The organism is Glaciecola sp. HA4-3 (assembly GCF_055693685.1).
Genome location: NZ_CM146340.1, coordinates 3,224,900 through 3,244,330 on the forward strand (window position 1 = coordinate 3,224,900; position 19,431 = coordinate 3,244,330).

At 39.5% G+C, this 19,431-nt stretch carries 15 protein-coding genes and 1 pseudogene; 8 read left to right on the plus strand and 8 right to left on the minus strand.

From position 1 onward, the window contains the following. Positions 1 to 157 precede the first annotated feature (157 nt). Positions 158 to 1,705 (plus strand): annotated as a pseudogene (locus ACZ1G6_RS15470) (IS3 family transposase). A gap of 852 nt (positions 1,706 to 2,557) precedes the next feature. Here ACZ1G6_RS15470 and ACZ1G6_RS15475 read toward each other — a convergent pair. Further along, complete coding sequence (locus ACZ1G6_RS15475) at positions 2,558 to 3,577, minus strand: hypothetical protein (protein WP_472617107.1); 1,020 nt, start codon at positions 3,575 to 3,577, stop codon at positions 2,558 to 2,560. Between the two features lie 287 nt (positions 3,578 to 3,864). Here ACZ1G6_RS15475 and ACZ1G6_RS15480 point away from each other — a divergent pair, with 287 nt between their 5' ends. Next, entirely contained in the window at positions 3,865 to 4,077 is a 213-nt protein-coding gene (locus ACZ1G6_RS15480; protein WP_472617108.1) for a hypothetical protein, read from the plus strand. Between the two features lie 959 nt (positions 4,078 to 5,036). Here the strand turns inward: ACZ1G6_RS15480 and ACZ1G6_RS15485 are convergent. From ACZ1G6_RS15485 to prs, 3 genes are all read right to left on the minus strand, one after another. Next, positions 5,037 to 6,857 (minus strand): retron Ec67 family RNA-directed DNA polymerase/endonuclease, encoded by a 1,821-nt coding sequence (locus ACZ1G6_RS15485; RefSeq protein WP_472617109.1) that lies wholly within the window; start codon positions 6,855 to 6,857, stop codon positions 5,037 to 5,039. Between the two features lie 256 nt (positions 6,858 to 7,113). Next, positions 7,114 to 8,712, minus strand: coding sequence for a nicotinate phosphoribosyltransferase (locus ACZ1G6_RS15490; RefSeq protein WP_472617110.1), 1,599 nt, complete (start codon positions 8,710 to 8,712; stop codon positions 7,114 to 7,116). Between the two features lie 10 nt (positions 8,713 to 8,722). Then, the gene (gene prs, locus ACZ1G6_RS15495; protein ID WP_472617111.1) at positions 8,723 to 9,577 is read right to left on the minus strand and encodes a ribose-phosphate diphosphokinase; all 855 of its coding nucleotides are present in this window, start codon (positions 9,575 to 9,577) and stop codon (positions 8,723 to 8,725) included. A 184-nt stretch (positions 9,578 to 9,761) separates the two neighbouring features. On the opposite strand from prs, the gene ACZ1G6_RS15500 reads away from it, so the two are divergent. The 5 genes from ACZ1G6_RS15500 (at position 9,762) to ACZ1G6_RS15520 (ending at position 16,002) form a co-directional block, all read left to right on the plus strand. After that, the gene (locus ACZ1G6_RS15500) at positions 9,762 to 10,460 is read left to right on the plus strand and encodes an NUDIX hydrolase (protein ID WP_472617112.1); all 699 of its coding nucleotides are present in this window, start codon (positions 9,762 to 9,764) and stop codon (positions 10,458 to 10,460) included. Positions 10,461 to 10,474: 14 nt separating this feature from the next. After that, positions 10,475 to 10,924: a 5' nucleotidase, NT5C type gene (locus tag ACZ1G6_RS15505; RefSeq protein ID WP_472617113.1), complete on the plus strand. Its 450-nt coding sequence runs from the start codon at positions 10,475 to 10,477 to the stop codon at positions 10,922 to 10,924. A gap of 454 nt (positions 10,925 to 11,378) precedes the next feature. Then, positions 11,379 to 11,873 carry a hypothetical protein gene (locus tag ACZ1G6_RS15510; protein ID WP_472617114.1) on the plus strand — a complete coding sequence of 165 codons (495 nt, stop codon included), beginning with the start codon at positions 11,379 to 11,381 and terminating at the stop codon, positions 11,871 to 11,873. After that, the gene (locus ACZ1G6_RS15515; protein WP_472617115.1) at positions 11,870 to 13,294 is read left to right on the plus strand and encodes a hypothetical protein; all 1,425 of its coding nucleotides are present in this window, start codon (positions 11,870 to 11,872) and stop codon (positions 13,292 to 13,294) included. The genes ACZ1G6_RS15510 and ACZ1G6_RS15515 overlap by 4 nt, the downstream gene beginning before the upstream one ends. Before the next feature lie 83 nt (positions 13,295 to 13,377). Continuing rightward, on the plus strand, positions 13,378 to 16,002 hold the full coding sequence (locus ACZ1G6_RS15520; protein ID WP_472617116.1) for a site-specific integrase: 2,625 nt from the start codon (positions 13,378 to 13,380) through the stop codon (positions 16,000 to 16,002). 183 nt (positions 16,003 to 16,185) lie between these two features. Here ACZ1G6_RS15520 and ACZ1G6_RS15525 read toward each other — a convergent pair whose 3' ends face one another. Genes ACZ1G6_RS15525 through ACZ1G6_RS15540 form a run of 4 tightly spaced genes read right to left on the minus strand, consistent with a single transcriptional unit; the run spans position 16,186 to position 19,080 of the window. Then, complete coding sequence (locus ACZ1G6_RS15525) at positions 16,186 to 16,752, minus strand: DNA-binding protein (protein WP_472617117.1); 567 nt, start codon at positions 16,750 to 16,752, stop codon at positions 16,186 to 16,188. Positions 16,753 to 16,799: 47 nt separating this feature from the next. Then, a complete protein-coding gene (locus ACZ1G6_RS15530) occupies positions 16,800 to 17,684 on the minus strand; it encodes a hypothetical protein (RefSeq protein ID WP_472617118.1) in 885 nt (294 codons plus the stop codon). 3 nt (positions 17,685 to 17,687) lie between these two features. Then, complete coding sequence (locus tag ACZ1G6_RS15535) at positions 17,688 to 18,854, minus strand: Arm DNA-binding domain-containing protein (RefSeq protein WP_472617119.1); 1,167 nt, start codon at positions 18,852 to 18,854, stop codon at positions 17,688 to 17,690. Next, the gene (locus ACZ1G6_RS15540; protein ID WP_472617120.1) at positions 18,847 to 19,080 is read right to left on the minus strand and encodes a hypothetical protein; all 234 of its coding nucleotides are present in this window, start codon (positions 19,078 to 19,080) and stop codon (positions 18,847 to 18,849) included. Before ACZ1G6_RS15540 ends, ACZ1G6_RS15535 begins: the two co-directional genes overlap by 8 nt. 115 nt (positions 19,081 to 19,195) lie before the next feature. Here ACZ1G6_RS15540 and ACZ1G6_RS15545 point away from each other — a divergent pair, with 115 nt between their 5' ends. Further along, positions 19,196 to 19,399, plus strand: coding sequence for a helix-turn-helix domain-containing protein (locus ACZ1G6_RS15545; RefSeq protein ID WP_472617121.1), 204 nt, complete (start codon positions 19,196 to 19,198; stop codon positions 19,397 to 19,399). Positions 19,400 to 19,431 lie beyond the last annotated feature (32 nt).

The window sequence follows — 19,431 nt, forward strand, 5'->3', positions numbered from 1 at the left end:
TTATCTATTATCGTTTACCAACTTTTCAAGCCTGTCTCGGCGACTAACAAATACCGAATAACCATCATCTTCAGGTTTTGCCATAGCCCTCTCTGTCAGACTACCTGTCGCGTTTAAAATTTAACCACTATAGTTAAGTTGAGGGCGCGGAGTGACAATGCGACATTATTCAACTGAAAGGAAAGAGTCGGCGCTAAAGAAGATGCGACCGCCTAATAATATTTCTATTACAAAACTTTCATTAGATATGGGGATCAGTCAAGCAACCCTGTACTATTGGCGTAAACAAGCCAAAGATAAGGGGCAAGTGATGCCCGGTAATGGAAAAAACGCTGAACAATGGTCTTCAGCCAATAAGTTTGCAGCAGTGTTAGAAACGGCTGCGCTCAATGAGGCAGAGTTAGCGCTTTATTGTCGTAAAAAAGGATTGTTTGTTGAACAAATAGTGGCATGGAAAAATGCCTGTCTGGATGCCAACGCAAACGTGTCTGAGCATGAAAAAGTGTTTCAAGCCGCCGCAAAAAAAGATAAGCAGCAAATTAACGCGTTAGAAAAAGAGTTGCGCAGAAAGGAGAAAGCCCTCGCTGAAACCGCCGCTTTGTTGGTCTTAAGAAAAAAAGCCAATGCGATCTGGGGGGAAGCAGAGGACGAATGATCCTCGACGCAGATCGCTTACAAGCCGTAACATTAATTGATGAAGCGGTGTTAAGTGGTGTAGCCAAATATAAGGCTTGCGCAGAGCTTGGCATAACGATTAGAACATATCAGCGCTGGATGGTTGCTGGCGTTATTAAAAGCGATGGAAGACCAGACTCAGTGCGGCCTATACCTAAAAACAAGTTGACGTTAGTTGAGCGCAAGCGGCTAGTAGATACCATGAATAGCGAGGCATATAAAAGCTTGCCAGCGAGCCAAATGGTGCCGGCTTTAGCTGACGAAGGCATTTACCTAGCGTCAGAATCCACATGCTATCGCGTGTTGCATGAAGAGAAGTTGCAACATCGTCGTGGCCGTGGGCAAAGTAACGATAAGAAGGTCGCTACGACGCACAGTGCTAGTGGCCCTAACCAATTGTGGAGTTGGGATATTACGTGGTTGCTAAGGCCCTGCGAAAGGTTTCCACTTTTACCTATATTTAATCCTGGATGTGTTTAGTCGAAAAATTGTGGGTTGGGAAATACATGATGAAGAGTCTGCCTCTCATGCGGCCACCCTTATTCGGCGAACTCATTTACGTGAAGATATTAGAGATAAACCGCTAATATTGCATTCGGATAATGGTAGTCCAATGAAAGGCGCTTCGATGCTAGAGACTTTATATCAGTTGGGCGTTGCAACATCGTTTAGTCGCCCCCGGGTAAGTAACGATAATGCATATTCTGAGTCGATATTCAAAACGTGTAAATACAGGCCTGACTATCCATACAAAGGTTTTTTGAATATAACTGAAGCGCGTGATTGGGTGTTAAAATTAAGCCATTGGTACAACGTTAATCATAGACACAGCGGTTTGAAATTCGTGACACCTCACCAACGTCATGCAGGTTTAGCTAAAGAAGTGTTGGCAAAAAGAAAGGACGTATATCAACAAGCAAAACTCAAAAATCCAGAACGATGGAGCGGCCAAACTCGCAACTGGGAGCTGGTCGACAAGGTACACCTAAATCCTGCTCGCGATAGGATCGAAGTTGAAGGTGTAAAATAGGTCAATCGCGACATCTAGTTTGACAAACACCGATTTTGAACTTTGTAAACAAATTCTAATCGTTTTCGAAAAACTAAATGATCCCATGCCTGAAATCGGTGCGGCCACTCTGGACTCAAGAGGAGAGACTATAGCCGAGAACATTGAATTATTATGGGAAACGGAAAAGCCAATTATCAGTCCATAGGATGAATCTCTAGGTTTTTTAGATAAATCTTAGACGGTACTGGTTACTATTGATGAATCTACAGACAGCTCTTGAGATAAATTATTTCGTTGAACATTTCAATAACAAAGATAAACAGAATTCACTATAGTCACGAGTTGGTCACAACGAATAAAATAAACCTTTGTAACTCAAAAAGGCCAACAATCAAAAACCAAGAAAATGGCGCACCTGGCGCGATTCGAACGCGCGACCTTCGGCTTCGGAGGGCACCCCGGCGAAATGTGGTTAAAAGTTGTACCCCTGCGAAAATCGGTTTTAATTGGTGTTTCAATAACTTAAGGAAGAAGTTCCATTACATCACTAGAAACCGATTAACACCGATGGTCACTGTCACGTCACAATTTTTTCTCTTAGTGAGCGGCGAAAATAGCCAATTTTGACCCCTTCGAAACATATCATAATGCGATTTAACTTCAAGCTTTTGTCTTAGAATCATCAGAATAGACGCATAGAATTCCATATTGACTCCGAGTAGTTTGATAACAGTTTAAAAGAAGCTGTCGTCAGGCTGTGATTCGATTTATTATTGAGTTCGAGGACCGCCTCGAAAGACATATGAACTAATGGCGATTACACAGAGTCTGTTACAGGCTCTGAGCGAACAGTATCATGCTATTACGCAACTAATAAAAATTATCCTTTACCGCTCTTTTAAGAGGCATCAAAAAACCATTTTCTTGATTAACTTCGTTAGAAACCAATGATTTTAATTCCATGTCCATGTTTTTAATTCCTATGTGCGTATCTTTTTTCCATTTTTCATTATTTATATATTCGTCCATATCTTCGTCTTTTACTCTAGCTAAAAAACACTGGGTTGTTAGAGGCTTCTTAAAGTCAGGATAATTAGCTACTATCAATCCAAAATACTCAAGCACGCTCTCTGGGCCAGCGGTGTGTATGGCTATATATTCTGGATAATTATTGGTACTATCGTGGCCTTCTGTATGTAACAAATGGGAGTAATCCGTCGTTCCTATCATAATGGAATTATACTGATTCCTAAGAACATGACCTTTACTAATTCGCAGTCTCTCGAGCATTTCATCTTTCCCTGCTACAGACTGATAATAATAGTTAACGGTTTTATACTTCAAAACTTCATGCCCATCAGAATCTAGTTCCGAATATATCCACACTTTAATATGAGATACTTTGTTTGGGAAAAAACTGTTAAATGAAAGGCGTTTTAATATATACGTGCCTTTAGAGATATTCCCATTAATACTATCCGATGTCTGATAAATCGCCTTTTGAATAGACTTATAAAAATATTCATCAACATCTTGCGCTTCATTCTCTAACAGCAGTCCTTTTTCTTTAAAATAAGACCAAAATAATTCTAGCTTACCTTTTGACAACCCTCGCTTTTTGACGCCTTCAGCTCCGAATTGAGGCGTTATTGAAAAGATACCGTCTTTATCTTTTAAGTCATAAAGCTTTCTTCGTTCGTTCGGTATGTTATTTTTTTTAAAGAATTCATCAGAATATTTGTCATAGATTTCAACCAATAGTCTCTGCGCATGCTTAGCGTTAGAGCTACTAAGACCTTTCACTCGTAAAATCTGTCTAATAGCAGACTCGACGGCAATGCTTTTTTTCTTAAAGAGAAACTTATTATTTTCTGCTATTAATTTTCCCATTGTAAAAATAAAACCTAATAATTCCTAATTAGAAAAAAATATATCAATTTTTTTCTAATTAGAAAGAATTTTAAGCTTTAATTACAAATAGGATAGTAATTTTAGTTAAATTTCCATATTGGTAAAAATTTGAAGTGGTCAGTTTACTTATTGATTTATCAATAACAAGTAGATACATTTCAAGATGCAAGGCTTGTTAAAAATACCTACATAGAGCTTTAAGGATTGTGTTAACAGTCCCAGGAGTTGCAAAAAATGCCATCCTGAAAGCCCTATGAGGAGTTGCTATGTTTGACAAGAAAATCCCACGGGATAGCACTGTAAAAATGATAAAATCATGGAAATTGGCTGGAATAATATTAGTTTTAGGTATTATCTGGCTAACAGCGTCAATATTCGCTGAAGATGTTTGTGAAGGAAAATTGAAAGCACCATTGATAGAATTAAGTTTTATCAAACAATGCTCCCAACTTCTTGAGCTAAAAACTAACAGAGATTGATCCGGCAAGATTAAGTACTGTTAAATTACTAACCGACTTTCGAGTCGGTTTTTTTTCGCTCTAAAAAAAGAAACGGCATAATAAAGGAAAGAAATATTCATGTCTATATCAATTGCTGATGCGTTGCACATATTTTTATTTTGCATATATAAAAAAAATAGTCAAATTTTTTCTAAACAGAAAATTTCAAACACATATGCCCAAAAATAAAAAAATTCCTGCCATTAATTTTCATAATGGTAAATAAAACATCAAGATTATTTTGTGTACACTTAATTACTGCAAATAAAAATTAAAAATTTATTTACTTTTCTCTTTTTGCCTTTAAGTAGGATGAGAAAGAATAAGTAATGGCGGTTCCTTTATTAAAATATGACTAATCTTACATGTTACACTAAATCAAGGCTTAACCTTTTAGTTTCTATAGTTGCAAAATTACCGCTCTAATTATTTCAATACCCGAGTAATGCTGAATGCTCCTGCTAAGTTCTTTCCGATTAAAGAAAAGGGCTTTGTCGTGTGTTGGTGGCTATTGTTTTAACTTTATAACCTTTAAAAAGATGCCTTTTAAAGGCAGAAAGCCACAATTAATCCAAACAAGGGAAACAGTTTAAGTAGTTACGAAAGTTGAGAATCTACCCAAAGATCAAGGCTATAGTTTAAGAAATTGATTTCCTTCGTCATTCTCTTAAACTTATTACTTAATAAGGTGTAGCCCACCATATCATGTAAATTTTCTCGTTTCGCAAAATTATTACGAGCGTCTTATTTCATGCGACGTTGCTATTTGTCTTTTTTTACCGTTTTCGGCTACCGACCTGTTGTGATTGAATTAGCCGAAATTTGCGAAAGGCAAAGTGAATAGCGACTAAATGTACTGTGAAGCCCTACAGACTCTTTGAGACAAGTAACGAAAGGACTCAAACATTTATACTCCTCAATAGACTGATTTGGGATAATCACATAGTCGCATAATGCTTCTGTACTTTTGTAATTCGTGTCAAAAGAGGGCCAAAGCGACTAAAGTTAATTGATCCTTTATTAGCTTTCACAAGTTTTGCAAATGCTTCTTTACTCAAATCTGCTTTTTCATCTCTTTTTGAAACAGTATTGAAACACTTGCCTGTCTTCGAGTCTTTTAGAAGGCGAGTTTTAGCCGTAAAAAAGTACTCTATGTCGGTTTGCTTTATCTTTGGAGAAATCGGAGTCAGAACAATATAAAGATTAGCACACACATGAACGAATTCTGCTTCTCTAATCTTTTTGCACGAGGACGGAAAAAGCGTGATGGATTTATCTCCGCTGTACCTTTTTATAAGGTCTTTAGGTCCTTGATCATTATCTACCAGCAAAATCACTGGGCTGGTTGGTTTCTCTTTTGAATATTTTTTACGACGAGAAATGTATTTTTCTGCGAAAGCTTTGAGATAATCACAACCGCCAAATAACTCTAATAAAAATCTTGTTCTTTCTCTATAATTCATAAACTGAACCAATAATTGGTATGGGGTTGCCTTAGCTAGGGTTGGAAACCGGGTTGCTAGTGCTTGAATCGCAGATTTTAAGTAAGTGTTATCCGTTTTACCCTCAGTCAAAATCATGGTTTTATCATTGGCTATAAATAAGCGATAGAAAAAGAAGTCACTCAGTGTCCGTTCGCGGTTGTTTAACAGGTGACGTTTTGATTTCTTATCACCGTTTTTCTGTTCACTTTTTAGTGCAATTTGTGGGTTTAAAGTTGGCTTTTGTCGTAGGCGGTTGTATCTGTCCACCTGATCGATAAAGTTCAGCTGACCTTCAAGTTCACTCATGTTTCCTGCGACTTTCTCCCCATCAACGATTTTTGTAAAACCATCCGTTGTGAACAAGGCATGGCACTGGGCTCGTACTATGCGCCAATACTCTTTCTTAACACCTACTTTCTTGTTCACAACTAATCCGGTGACGTCTTGGCGAGAGTCACGATAAAGAATTCGTGTTTTTTGAGAGTTAATCTTAAATCCAGCTCTTTTAATTTCTGATTTAAGAATTTTACTTGGAATGTAATCGCCATCTTTTTCTTTCATTATCTGACGGGGAAATGTAGCACGTCTCGTAGAGAAAGTTAGGTCGTCTGCATAGCGTGTATAATTGCATGAATACTTGGTTGCGAGAGATGCAAGCCTAATGTCCAAATGATGTGTAATCAAGTTGGCTATAACAGGTGAACAAGGACTGCCTTGCGGTAATTCATTGTTCAAGATTGCAATCTGGGCTATCAATGTTGCAGTACTTGGATGCAAAGTAAAGTGACTGTTTTTAATAAAAAAGCCCCTGACACGACCAAAATTGATACTAGGAAAATAATCCTGTAGATCTATGTTGAGGACATGTTTTTTGCCGAGGTGCATGACGGCATTTGTCAGGATCGACCTTTTTCTTTCAAATCCATGAGACAGTGCTGGTTGCTTTGATAGTGCGCTATTGCACTTTACTTTGAGAATATCAGCATGTTTAGCTTTCGGTTTGAGCGTTTCCGCGTTTGGAAAATAAACAGCGTTTATTTCGTCTAGGCAATCAAGAAGGAAATCCGCAAGTGCGCGCTGAATACTCTTCAACTTTTCATCAGGAGCGTTGATAGTGCGTTCACCACCGGATTTTTTGGGTATCTTGAACTCGTGATAACAGTGCTCGGGTCGCTTTTTGTAAAGCGTGTATGTGAGAAGTGAGGGGTGAATACCCAATAGTCTGGCGAGTTGAGGTTTCGTTTTAACTGCTTTTAATCTGTCTAACCGTGACATACATTTATTATTCCTTGACGAATTGGCTTATGGGCACTCCTAGGCAAGGACATCAGGTACTTTAAGACGTCACAAGGAAATCTAATGGCAATTCCAATTAACATTTTTGTCACTGATCGCGAAGCGCGATCCAATATCTGCCCATAAGCCAAACAATAAGATAACGGCAATAAATTCACTTTGCAACGTTTCGTTATCTTAGAATTCAATCAATACTTTTATAAGAACCCCATACTTTAAAACACATACTACAGCTCTATATTTGACTACCGACCAGCTCTCTAATCGTAGCTAGTGTTGTTTCTTTTACCAGCTCGCCATCTTCAAACACTACTTCTAGTAATCCTTCTCTTTCTTCGGCTTCACTAATATCATCAAATAATGTCAGCTCACCATCTACCATATCGACTTTAAGTAAACCCTTCGCAGATTTCTTTTTTGTGTCTGTTTTCGGATCTTTAAATATCGCTACTCGCTCCCCGTTTTTGACAACACTAGTGGCTTTTACTGCAGAGCCGTGGGTATCGCGCGTGACATACTGGTAACTATAAGAGCCGATACCTAGTACCACTTTTGAAGCGAAACCCTTATCCATTAGACGCTTAAGTATTTGTCGCTGGCGCCCAAGCGTAATGGCATCGCCATAGATAGCACCAATGTGCTCATCAAGCAGCTTAAAACCCTTGTCAGTCATAGTGCCACCAAAGATATCCCACAAGCATTCGATGAGGCCTTTCACTTCACAAGTTTCGAGCTCCCTGCCCTCTTCGCCCTCGCGCGTTGAAATGATAGTGTCGCCCCATTTGATGGCTTCAAAGCCATTTTGACGCGCACGTTTTATTGTCGCTTCTTGACTGCGCTGCATTTGACTGTAATCACCGTGAGGAGACAATAAATAGCCTGTTAAAATAGTGACTGGGTCGCCAGAGTCGGGGCGGATCACTAGCGTACCATCGCGTGCCATAATTTCGTCTTTTAGCTGAGGTAAATACTCGGTGACTAAGGTCCAAAAATCCCACGTATCAGATACCACGCTTAAAATGCCTGTGGGTGATTGCTCTTGCATTAAATAGCGGAAGAACTCGATTTCACCTTCCATTATCCATGAGCAAGTTACTGAGTGTTCGGTGGCATCAACAGAGCAACCTACGAGTTCATTGTCTACATTTGCGCCATAATACTTTTCGGCAAATAATACAGCAGGTATGGTATCGGTGCCCACTAGGCCAGATGCCAAGTGACCAAATCCACTCATGGCCGCCGCTTGTTTACCAAACATGCCTCTGAAACTAAAGTCATGACCTTGAAATGGCACAGCATCCATTGGTAGACCTGTTTTTTGAGCGAACTCTTTAAACACTTTCATGTAAGCAATAGAGGTGGTGGCGCTTGTTTGAATAGGCCAGTTCTCGCAACTTAAAACGGTTTCTATCATATTAGTTAACCACTGAAAGCCCTCCTTTGTATTGACCACCGTGATGGGTGGTACTAAATACGGAACCAAGGTTCCCTCGGGCAAGGCCTTTATTTTAAGAGGTAAATACCCTAAATCATGCAAGTCTTCTAAGTACTTTACGTTAACAGGGTAGCCAAGCATGGCGCTCATAATGCGTTTATGATTTGCGACTGCGCTAGCTTTATCCGCTTTAAAAAACGCCGCCCACTCCTCTTGTAAATAGCTTTTTATAAAATACTGTAAGCCCACAAAAGCCACTTTGTCGTTGTTCTTGATATTACTTAACTTGCCGCTTCTAGAAGTAAAGTTTGCATATACTTCACTAACATCTGGGTGATAAGCGCGGCTGTGAAATTCTTTGTATACGTCCTTTTGCATGCTTGCTGCTGTAATCGTCATAATATTCTCCTTACATATCTACAATGTGTAATTGGGTGTTGCTGCTCGTGTCGAATTCGTCTTTCGCGCGAAACGAGTCGGTGGTGTAAATGGTGTCGATAAGGCCGTCAAATACCGCTATGCCTTTTGAAAATATGCCATGGGTGACAAACAAAGATATCTTGGCAGCCCCTTTCGCTTTGAGTACTTTGGCAAGCTCAATAAAGGTTCTACCACCATCACAAATGTCATCAACAATGAGCAGGTTTTTACCTTCAACATCTCCACTGACTTCGGTTTTGATGATGTCGCCTGTTTTTAGGTTTCTGAGTTTTTGCGCATTGATAAGCGCTGGCTCTCCATTGAAGTGCTCTGCTATCTTCAAGGTCTTTTTACTGGCACCGGCGTCAGGTGAAACCAAGCCAAGCTCGCCGCTTTCTAATAACTGGGTCAACGCTTTAGAATGCTTAAGGATGTCTAACTGCGGTAAGTTCACCACGTTATTGATGAGTGCTGGCGATACTTCACTATGCGCATCCCATATCGTGACCTTGTCAAACTTCAAGTTGTTGATAAAGCGAGCCATCACTGCCGCGCCTAAAGCCTCACCTTCAACGCATACTCGGTCTTGACGAGCGTATGGAAAATACGGGATGACTAGTTCCAGGGCGACATTTTTATCAATCATTCGTTTAATGGCGTCGCTTGCCATCATGAGCGTCATTAACATTGATGAACTGTTAAGCCGAGCATGCACAACGACCTTTGTTGCGCCTATGAAGTCTTTTGGGTTGAAGCGGATATGCTCTTCGCCACCGGCAAAGGTGAAATTATCAAAAGTAGCCTTTTGTATATCACCGCTTGATGTGTGTGTAATGACGTTCATGATGTTGACCTTTCGTTACTAGATTTATATTGTGTCCCTAAGACACAAATAGAATATTATAGCAAAGATTTATGGTCAAGCATTATTTGTGTCACACAGACATAAAGTTTGTGATATCATTTTGCAATGAAGAAAAACCAAGGCAAATCGCCGCTATTTTTCTCAATCTATATAGAGGGAAGTCATGAGCAATAAGTACGACATAAACGACTACAAAAACCCACTTTTTACGGTTGATAACGTATTGTTCACGGTGTTTGAAGGCGCTCTAAAAGTGCTATTAGTTAAGCGAGCAGGTGACCCCTACAAAGGCGATTGGGGGCTACCGGGCGGATTTGTTGATATCGACAATGATGCCGATACCAATGCCACCGCGCTTCGTAAACTAAAAGAGAAAACCAGTGTTATACCGCCTTACCTTGAGCAGTTGCAAACCTTCTCAAATGGCCATCGAGACCCTCGAGGTTTTAGTGTAACCTTAGTCTATTTTGCACTCGTAGCACCCCAAGAAGTATCCTCGCATATAGACACGATAGATGACGTTAAGTGGTTTGATATATCCGACTTGGATACTATAAACATTGCGTTTGACCATCGTTTCATCATCGCACAAGCCAATGAACGTTTGCGACAAAAAACGCTTTACTCCATGCTGCCGGTGTACTGTTTACCTGAGCAATTTACCATTGGCGAGCTTAAGCAAGTAATTGAAATCATTATCGGCAAAACTATTCAACGCAAAAGCCTAATTCGTCGTGTTGAATCAGCAAATATGTTTGAAGCGCTCACGCAAAAAGTCAAATCGGGCGGTCGTTTAGCTCAACAGTATCGGCTGAAAAAAGATGCAGATATCATCAACTTTGAACGTAATTTGGCAGTTTAATAAAAGGAGTAACTATGATTTTATATATCGATATGGATGACGTACTTTGTGATTATCAAGGTGCATACCAGCAAGCTAAACGAGACACGCCAAACATTGGTTATCCGCAATCGCAATATGGCTTCTTCGCCAACTTAGCACCCATCAAGGATGCCATTGATAGTGTTAAGCGACTAATTGCATCACCTAAATACGATGTCTATATTCTTACCGCCCCGTCACCTCGCAATCCGCTTTCTTATACTGAGAAGCGTGTCTGGATTGAGAAGCATTTTGGTTATGAGCTAACCGAAAAGCTAATTCTTAGTCCAAATAAAGGGCTTCTGAAGGGCGATGTGTTGATTGACGATATCATCGCTGGGAAAGGTCAAGAGAGTTTTGAAGGCCGCTTAGTACATTTCGGCAGCAGCAATTTTCCAAACTGGGCGAGTGTGATGGATGATTTATTGGTTGACGGATACTAACACTAACAAAACTCTTGATAGCGAAATGTGCGCGCATTAACAAGTTGGTAACTAAGCATCAAAAAGGACCGTCATTGTGACGAATATAAAGCTAACAAGTCGAGTGGCGCTTCTTTTTATAGGTTTAGAACCCACCTCGTTTGATTTCCAGTAGAGATAAGAATGAGTACAAAAATGGATACATAGGTCAGTATCATTTGTCGACAAGGACTGCATCGATATATGTGTCCCGTAAATGACACAATCGGCCATGTTTCAACTTAAAGCAAATTTGGCAGTTGAGATTAAAGCCCCAGTTCAGACTCAATTTTGAAGCAAGTGAAATAAATGTGATTTACATCTCATTAATAGCGTAGCGAATACATTAAGACTCAAATAGAATTGAGTACAGTGCTAAATCATAGTGCGAATACAACATAAGGCTTTTTAATTTAAATTAAAGGACCTTTATAAAATGCAAATACAATCAGTTACGAGCGGAAAATACCGCTGCCACCCCTCAGCAAGTGCACCATTTCATTTATTGATGCAACTTTTCCCGCCGAGTCACGATGTCAATCTTCATTTAGTTAAGATGCTATCAAAGCAAATGCCACTAAAATATTTTGAAGACAATACTGGCAACTACCAATTTTTCAGTGGATGGACGCCCATAGTATTTGAAGAAAAAACGGGACGGCTTAATGAGTTTAAAGTCAAACAAACCCCTTGGGATGTCGAATTTCAAGCCTGGTTATATGCTTTTTCTGTAGTCAGATTTCTATCGCCGAAAAACGAGCAAATACTAAACGTTGCAAGGCTCCTTGATAGGATACCCTCAAAAATCGCAAGCAAACTATTTCATGACAATAAAAAGCCCAGCACGCTAATCGCGCAAATACAAAAACTTACCGGGGAGTCTCGCTCAGTCGTTAGAACAGCACTTAAGCGTGGAGAGTTTTCTTTATGAAAAATATGACCAGATACCCTCTTAAAAAAAACGGCGTCAAGAACAGTTCCCGCGACAAACATATTCAGAAGAATGAACTACTACTGTGTTGTTCTCCAGATTCACTGACGCGTTATGATCTTACCGTCTTAATTCGTGCGTGTTTGCAAGAGCGTTCGATTGAACATTGTTTATTGCTATCTACTTTGTATACGGGCAGAAGTATAGAAGATTTAGTCGAGAGTTCGATTGCTGACACCACGCTCAAATTTGATAATTTCATGATGCTACATTGCACTATCAACTTTCCAGATTGGGATCAAAAATTGGGTTTTGATGCCGACTCATATACTCAATCCTATGTCCCTTTTATTATTTTACCGAAGTTCTTAGCGATCGCGCTAACTACGGCAAAGAAGAACACTTCAGAGTATTGCGAGAAAGCAGCAATAGTATTAACTGAACTTAATCAAAAACAAAAAACACGCTTATCCCTTGCAAGAATCCGAAAAGTAATCAAACAACACGGCCCAAAATCAAATTTAAGTCGCGCTGAAATAAATTGGATCCGGAACAAAAGCCTCGGTGAAAATGCTGGCTCATCATACTTATGTGCGTCAGCAAGTGATCTTGTTAAAAAACATTATAATTTTATAAATTATCTTCAAAAAGTCGCGACTGAAAAAACGTACTGTATTGACGGCTATGTTGACTTACTCGACCGAGAAAATTGTAAAATCGGCAGTAATTTCTGTGTTGTTAATCGGTTAATTTCTGACTTTTTCCTGAGCTTAAAAGAAAAAATACGAGCAATTAAATGCGACAGCGGAGAAAACATCTGGAAGCTACATAATTTATATACCTATTATACAGTGCTTGTAATGCAGTTGAGCACCGGACATCGTCCAACTCGAGCACCTTTCAAAACACTACATTCTTTCGATCTGTTAAATAATACGGTATACATTGAAGATAAAAACAATCGCGGAGAAGATTGCGGCCGCGTTATACCTCTGACCAAAATTGCGCAGACGCAACTCGAGCATTATTTAACTTATCTTGAAAAGCTGAAACAAAAAATAAAGTTCACTTACCCTGAACACGAGACTATTGTAAAACAGGCACACAGCGGCATGGTTCCGCTTTTTTACTTACGCAAAAACGAAAAGCTTTACACATACTCTTCAGGGATCGCTCGTCAAGTCACTGGCGAAACTACTTTTGCAAAAAATAATTGGTACCGCCATTGGCTTCGGTCAATCTTTGCATCAAGAGATCAACAGCCACATCTTATTGATAATTTTATGGGTCATGAAGACTTACTAGTCGAGTCCACTTCAATGGTGAGTACTATGTCGATAAATGACTTACGCCAGTTAACAACGCAAATTGATATAGAGCTCAACAAACTTGAAGTAACCGCTTGCGAGATTCAAGAATGACTATTGAGAGCGTTAAACGAAATAGATCAGTGTTAAACAGACAAGTATTCGAGCGCAAACGCACTTTCTCACAAATGCTTAAATTGATTAATGATGATTTAAACAATGTTCGGAACAAACCAACGATCAAGCACCTAATTGTGCAGCTGACAGTCATTGCGGCATATTACGGAGGTTTGTCAGATAAACATTATTTGCTTGAGATGCTAAATCAAACCTTGAGCGGAACGTTAAGAATAAAAAATAATACAATTGCCCCCTACGTTGAATTTAATCGACAAAAAAAAGATGGTAACGAAGGTTTTAGGCGATGGTTTGTTGAACCCAGAACCCTTGCCGCAATCAATCACCTTGCGATGCAAAAAATACCTCACCCGCTACGTCACGTGAATACCAAACACCTCAGTGAATATATCGTTAATTATTTTCGGAAGAAAATCCCGCATTTTGATTTAACAACATTAGCTAAGGTTTTAGATGCGGCAGCTACGTGCGCAAGTGAAGACCCGGAAATAGGCTTGCCTATTTATTTGTCGGGCATCGCGAACGGGAAAACAAGCACCACGAGCGTATGCTCCCAGAGTTGGTCGCTACTTTGCGAACGCGCAAGCGATTACAAGCAACCTAGTACAGAAGACACAATTCAAGAGAAAGCTCGATTACCTTTTGTGAAAAAATCTGTAAGGCTAACCATTAGTGACTTTCTTGACAAATTAAGAAAGGCATTAGCTTTCGAGGACGACACGGGTAAAAAGACCTCACTGCATATCACCCAAGAGAAACTAACCGAACTAACTACCAACACCCTCAACCCGGAGCAGGTGATCTTACTCGATTTCATAATATATAAATTCGATGTTGAAAAATGCAAACGCTCCTCTCTTCAAACTTACCTTTCAAGAGTCGGTGAAAGCTGGTTAACTTCACTTGCGGGACGAACATTAGAAGACATACATTCATCTGAATCTACTGAAATTTACAAACGCATCATTGATTCTAGAGCGACTAAACAGGCCAAAAGTGATACAGCGATAGTATTAAAAATGTTATTTGATTTTGCCTATTTGTATTTTGGATTAGAAAAACCAGAATACATCCAAGTAGCTACAACAAATCAAACTAACATCCGCAACTTCTTTGTAAACGAACATCATTTCACTCGTTTTCTTAACAAACTTGTCAAGACAGACTCTTCAGAAAATCAAGAAAAAGAAGTAATGTTTTTTATCGCCATTTTACTAGCCCGTTGCGGCTTAAGACCCGGCGAAATAGCGAAACTTGAAATGCAAGATATTGAAAGCTCGCCTGAACTCAATATTTTTATCAGAAAAAATTCTCACGGTGATCTCAAAAGCTCTTCTGGCAAACGTAAAATACCGACCAAACTTATGTTACCGCCCGCAGAGTTTGCAAGTTTTGCGGATTTTGTTGGCCGCCGTAAAATTGAAACCCAAGATCGAAGAAAAGCACTAGTATTTAGCAAGTTGCCTAACTCTGACAAAAAATTTTCTACGTCAGATATTTATAGTCTACTAACACCAATACTATCTGGTACGTGTAAAACTCGAGTAAATCCATACCAGTTGCGTCATAAAGCTCATTCAACCTTATTTCTATTGCTTACTTCGCAACGATCGGAAACCCTTGATCTAACGCCATATGACAAACAGCAAATTAAGAGAATTAAACAGTATTTTGCCGTGGACTCCTCTGTGCATCAACTATATCAAATTGCTGCATTTGCGGGTCATTTAGAGCCAGCTACTACATTACGGAACTATCTACACTTTACTGATCTGGTTTTGTATGAGCATTTAACTAAGCCCCAGTTTGAAAGGTCGTTACAATGGTGGGCTTCAATTTCTGGATTTGATTACAATTTCGTAGTTGAGCAATGTCGCTCAAAAAATCTACACCTATTTGATTTACAGTCTCACCTTTTGAATTCGCTCCAACAATTAGGGCTCATGGAATTGGATAAACCTATATCTTTTCTTATGCCAAAGCCTGTTGAGCCGCCAAAACGGATTTATACGACAAAGGATTGTTTAACAACACTCAGGTGTATTGACCGAGGCGATACATTGTCTGAAATAAAACACAGGTATGAGATTCCTATCAATGTAAGTGCGCGTTGGCATGAACGGGCATCCTCGCTCGCTCGTCTTAAAACGCAGCGCAACAGCCTTAGATTATTTCCTAACCAAACTGGCAATAAACAGCGAATTACTCCTATATCACCTTGCTCCTCTGTAGAGATTGAAAGAGCTGAAGAAACAATAGTAGCCGCTCGTGAAGTCTACAAAACTGAAAGACAAAAGTTGTTCTGGTGCATCAATTATTATCTCAACGCCGCTAATAACAACCACAGCTATATTGTGTTTACAAATACGAACGACTTTCAGAGATTTATAATGACAGCCCTTGAGTTCACCACAGTAAAGGACTGGCACCTGCAAATTGACCAATACAGAGGGCAATTAGCAACAGGTTTCACGAAATGGAGAATTCCTGAGCATAAACTCAGTATACAAAAAAGTGGTAAGTACGTGAGTTCTACAAAGTTGTTAAATGGAAGAGGCCATTTGTATTTCAACCATCCTAGACGTGAGGGCTGCAATGGAGATCGTAAACCTCTTGCATCGAATGCGTTTAAATATGTTTGTCATGTTCTGGCGATTATGTGCGCTGAGTTCGAAATTGTTTAACGATGAAATAGGACTCATTAGTTTTGAATTATACACAAATGCAATACCTAATGAGCCGATTAAACGATTTTCAGACCTTTTGGGAAGCCACTATAAACAAGCCATCATCCGCTGTAGATGTGAATTACGTATATTAAAAATTGACTAAATAGACCGTTATTGTTGTTAAATGTTTTAAAAGTACTACGCCTTAGTTGTCGACGTCGCAACGTCATTGTTAAAGGCTTTTTCGTAAGATACAACTTGCCCTGTTAACTTTGCGTTTTCCACAACAAGTGTCGCGTTTTGTTCCGCTAACTCTGTAACTTCTTTATGAAGACTTTTTAACTCGCTTTCTAAACGGCTAATAGATTCGTCAGCGCTATTTTCGCATTCTTTGTAAAAACCTATCTGTTCTTCATATTTATATATGTGGTCATCAAGTCGGCTGTCGAACAAGCGCTGGCAGCGAAGAAAAGAGTCAATAACAATGTTTTCTATTTCTTTCTTCTGACGAGATAAGAGGTTCTCTGTCGCGTCAATAACTTCGCTTGGTAGCTCATCGAAGCTAATTGTATTCGGGTTCGAATCGCAGCCAATTGTGGATTGACTCATCTTATACTTTTCCCATATTTGCCTAATTCTCACTAGGCCGCCTTTGTAGCCAAGCTGAGCCCTTATTGCGCCGGGATTTGGAGTTTTGCCTTTTTCTAACAAAGCAATACCCGCGTCGACTATGTCTTTTTCTTTCACGTCTGGATGTCGTGCCATGATTGGTACCTATAATTTGTTTAATTTAAATAATTTGTTTAATTGCTTTATGCAGCTTTAAATGGATTGTGTTGAGTATCGGCACTAGTGCGATCATAAAGTTTCAGCAATTTAGCTACCGGTGTTTTTGCTTTGTATCCAGACTTAGCGCCGGGCGAAGCGCAAGTCCATATATGCCTTAGTTGGTTTGCATAACCCTTATGTTTAGTTTCAAGATTGGCTAAGGCTTGAGAGCATATTTCAAGAGTTAAATTGTCGTGATCAATGGCATAACCGAGTGCAGTTCGTGTGCCGTCTGGCGTTAGCGTGAGCGTCTTCCCAATGTCATGAAATAATGCGCTAACGACGCCGATATCTTTATCAATTTGAGACAGATTACTGTTTAAAAAGAAGCGCAGTGCAACGTCAAAAGTGTGAAACAACAAACCGCCCTTTTGCTTATGGTGATGATTAAGACTTGCAGGGCATTGTATAAACCTCATACCTATATCAGGTTGAGAAAATACGTCGTCAATAAATGCTCGCAAATACGGAGTACGAATTTGATTTAACATGCTAATAAAAGAAGTTAGCATTTCTGGATAAGGACACAACGCCCTTGGTAACTGATACAAACTACTAATAGAGTTTGTAGCCAAACCGCTTTTTTGAATCATTTTCACTCTAAAATAGGGATGCTTTCCAAGCATATCGATAGCTATTTCAACATCCACTAAGGAATTAGGTTTTAGATCTTCTACAATGCAGGATTGGTCACGACAAAACGTTTTAATTGTGCTTGTGGCATCAGATATAGTTATTTTCTTTACATGCTCACCGCTAGAATCAAAGCCATCTGCCACTCCCACTAAAAAGTAAGTGCCCTTAAAACGCTGAAAATTAGCTACGCTCTCTAAGTGTGGTTGAATACTATTATCATTTTGAAAATTCATAAGTTACTCCCCCATTACTTTTGAAAACATTTTGTCAGCTTCCGAACCATCACGACGCGTCAAATTCGGCACATAGCGCGAGTAAACTCTAAAGAGCATCTCGGTATTAGAATGACCTAGTTGACTAGCTATCCACTCAGGGTTTTCACCTGAGGCCAACCAAAGTGTTGCTGTTGTATGACGGAGTTGGTAAGGATTTCGTTTTTCCAAACCAATTAGCTTAAGCAACGGATACCAAACGCGCTTAGTCACGTTGTCGTGCCGTAAAGGCTTACCCACTTGATTAACGAAAACATACTTAAAATCACCAGTACGTAATTTCATTGCGAGAAAAGCTTGGTAGACTGGCTCACTCATTTGAATAGTTCGCTGACTAAAATCGGTTTTTGTGTATGATTCTTCGCCAGCAACAATTGTTTCGCGGATCAAAATGCAGCGATTTGTAAAATCAACATACTTCCACTGTAGTCCATCAATTTCACCTGTCCGCATGCCCGTAAATACACGAATGACAAAATACTCGTAAAAGTCCTCGCGAACGTTGTCTAGCAATAACGAAATTTCGTCTGTTGTGAATGGTTTAATATCACTCTTAGGGACTTTTAATGGCTTTATGCCGCGATAACCTGAAGTAAAGCCATATCTGTCACCTGCTTCAAGCATTACCGCACGAAGTATCTTCATGTGTTTATTTACATGTGCAGGAGCCAATGGTTTGCCATTCTTCTTTTTCACATCACAAATCAGCGTCCTAAATGCCAAAATTTGCTGCTTTGTAATCTCGTTCACGGGTATGTCACCAAAAAACGGGATAATGCGATTTTCAACAATATTGGTGACAGCATTGGTGTAAGTTTTACGCCACTGTACTTGGCTCTCTTTGAACCAGAGTCGAATAAACTCCGTCATTGTCGGCATGACGCCATATTGACTGTCTATTACATTAGCGGTAGCGTTTAATTTCTTCAAAATACGGCTATTAGGAAACATTGCCTCATAATCAAACTGGCCAAGTAAGATTTCCGCTTCAATTCTGTCGAGCACTTTTTGCAATTTTTTACGGTTAGCTGGCGTGTCTTTTAACTCTGTTTGCTCACGACAGCGGATATTGCGATAACGAAAATCCAAATATAGCTTTCCGCTTTCTTTACGTACATTAATGCTAGCCATGAGCAACACCTCCTCTGCTCATTGGGATAGCCATGGTGCTTTTAGAGAACTTAACCATGTCTTTTTGGATTGCATCCCAAACATAAAGGATTTTGCGACCACCAAATGGGCGGATGTAATGCACGCCCTCTATAAGAACTGAATCTTTTAGACGTTCACGAATGGTGCGGGTGTCGTATTTTATTTTTTGTGATAATTCTGAGGTTGTTAAATAAGTTTGATTCATACATAATCTCCTACTACTTAAAAGAGTGTTTTTGTAACTTCAGAGACACAATATAACACTTTAAAGAAACAGTCAAGCTTTTTGTTTCTCTAAAGATACATTATGGTGCTTAAAAGTGATTAAATGTAATCTTTCGGCGTTACTAGGTGCAAAGCGATTAAAAATAGCAGATGTGGTTCGAGATACTGGAATTAATAGAAGTACGGTCAACCGCATCTATCATGAGACTACTACTAGGATTGACTACGAAACTCTTGAAGCGTTATGTCGGTATTTAGACTGTTCGGTTGGGGATTTATTAGAAATAGCAGACGACTAAGCCCTAACGATTATAGATGAGAAATGTTTTCT

What these genes read in the sequence shown, in the direction of transcription:
- ACZ1G6_RS15535 (WP_472617119.1), bottom strand. Translation starts at nt 18,854, where the DNA reads ATGGCTAGCATTAATGTACGTAAAGAAAGCGGAAAGCTATATTTGGAT.
- prs (WP_472617111.1), bottom strand. Translation starts at nt 9,577, where the DNA reads ATGAACGTCATTACACACACATCAAGCGGTGATATACAAAAGGCTACT.
- ACZ1G6_RS15505 (WP_472617113.1), top strand. Translation starts at nt 10,475, where the DNA reads ATGATTTTATATATCGATATGGATGACGTACTTTGTGATTATCAAGGT.
- ACZ1G6_RS15530 (WP_472617118.1), bottom strand. Translation starts at nt 17,684, where the DNA reads ATGAATTTTCAAAATGATAATAGTATTCAACCACACTTAGAGAGCGTA.
- ACZ1G6_RS15500 (WP_472617112.1), top strand. Translation starts at nt 9,762, where the DNA reads ATGAGCAATAAGTACGACATAAACGACTACAAAAACCCACTTTTTACG.
- ACZ1G6_RS15490 (WP_472617110.1), bottom strand. Translation starts at nt 8,712, where the DNA reads ATGACGATTACAGCAGCAAGCATGCAAAAGGACGTATACAAAGAATTT.
- ACZ1G6_RS15525 (WP_472617117.1), bottom strand. Translation starts at nt 16,752, where the DNA reads ATGGCACGACATCCAGACGTGAAAGAAAAAGACATAGTCGACGCGGGT.
- ACZ1G6_RS15515 (WP_472617115.1), top strand. Translation starts at nt 11,870, where the DNA reads ATGAAAAATATGACCAGATACCCTCTTAAAAAAAACGGCGTCAAGAAC.
- ACZ1G6_RS15475 (WP_472617107.1), bottom strand. Translation starts at nt 3,577, where the DNA reads ATGGGAAAATTAATAGCAGAAAATAATAAGTTTCTCTTTAAGAAAAAA.
- ACZ1G6_RS15540 (WP_472617120.1), bottom strand. Translation starts at nt 19,080, where the DNA reads ATGAATCAAACTTATTTAACAACCTCAGAATTATCACAAAAAATAAAA.
- ACZ1G6_RS15510 (WP_472617114.1), top strand. Translation starts at nt 11,379, where the DNA reads ATGCAAATACAATCAGTTACGAGCGGAAAATACCGCTGCCACCCCTCA.
- ACZ1G6_RS15485 (WP_472617109.1), bottom strand. Translation starts at nt 6,857, where the DNA reads ATGTCACGGTTAGACAGATTAAAAGCAGTTAAAACGAAACCTCAACTC.
- ACZ1G6_RS15480 (WP_472617108.1), top strand. Translation starts at nt 3,865, where the DNA reads ATGTTTGACAAGAAAATCCCACGGGATAGCACTGTAAAAATGATAAAA.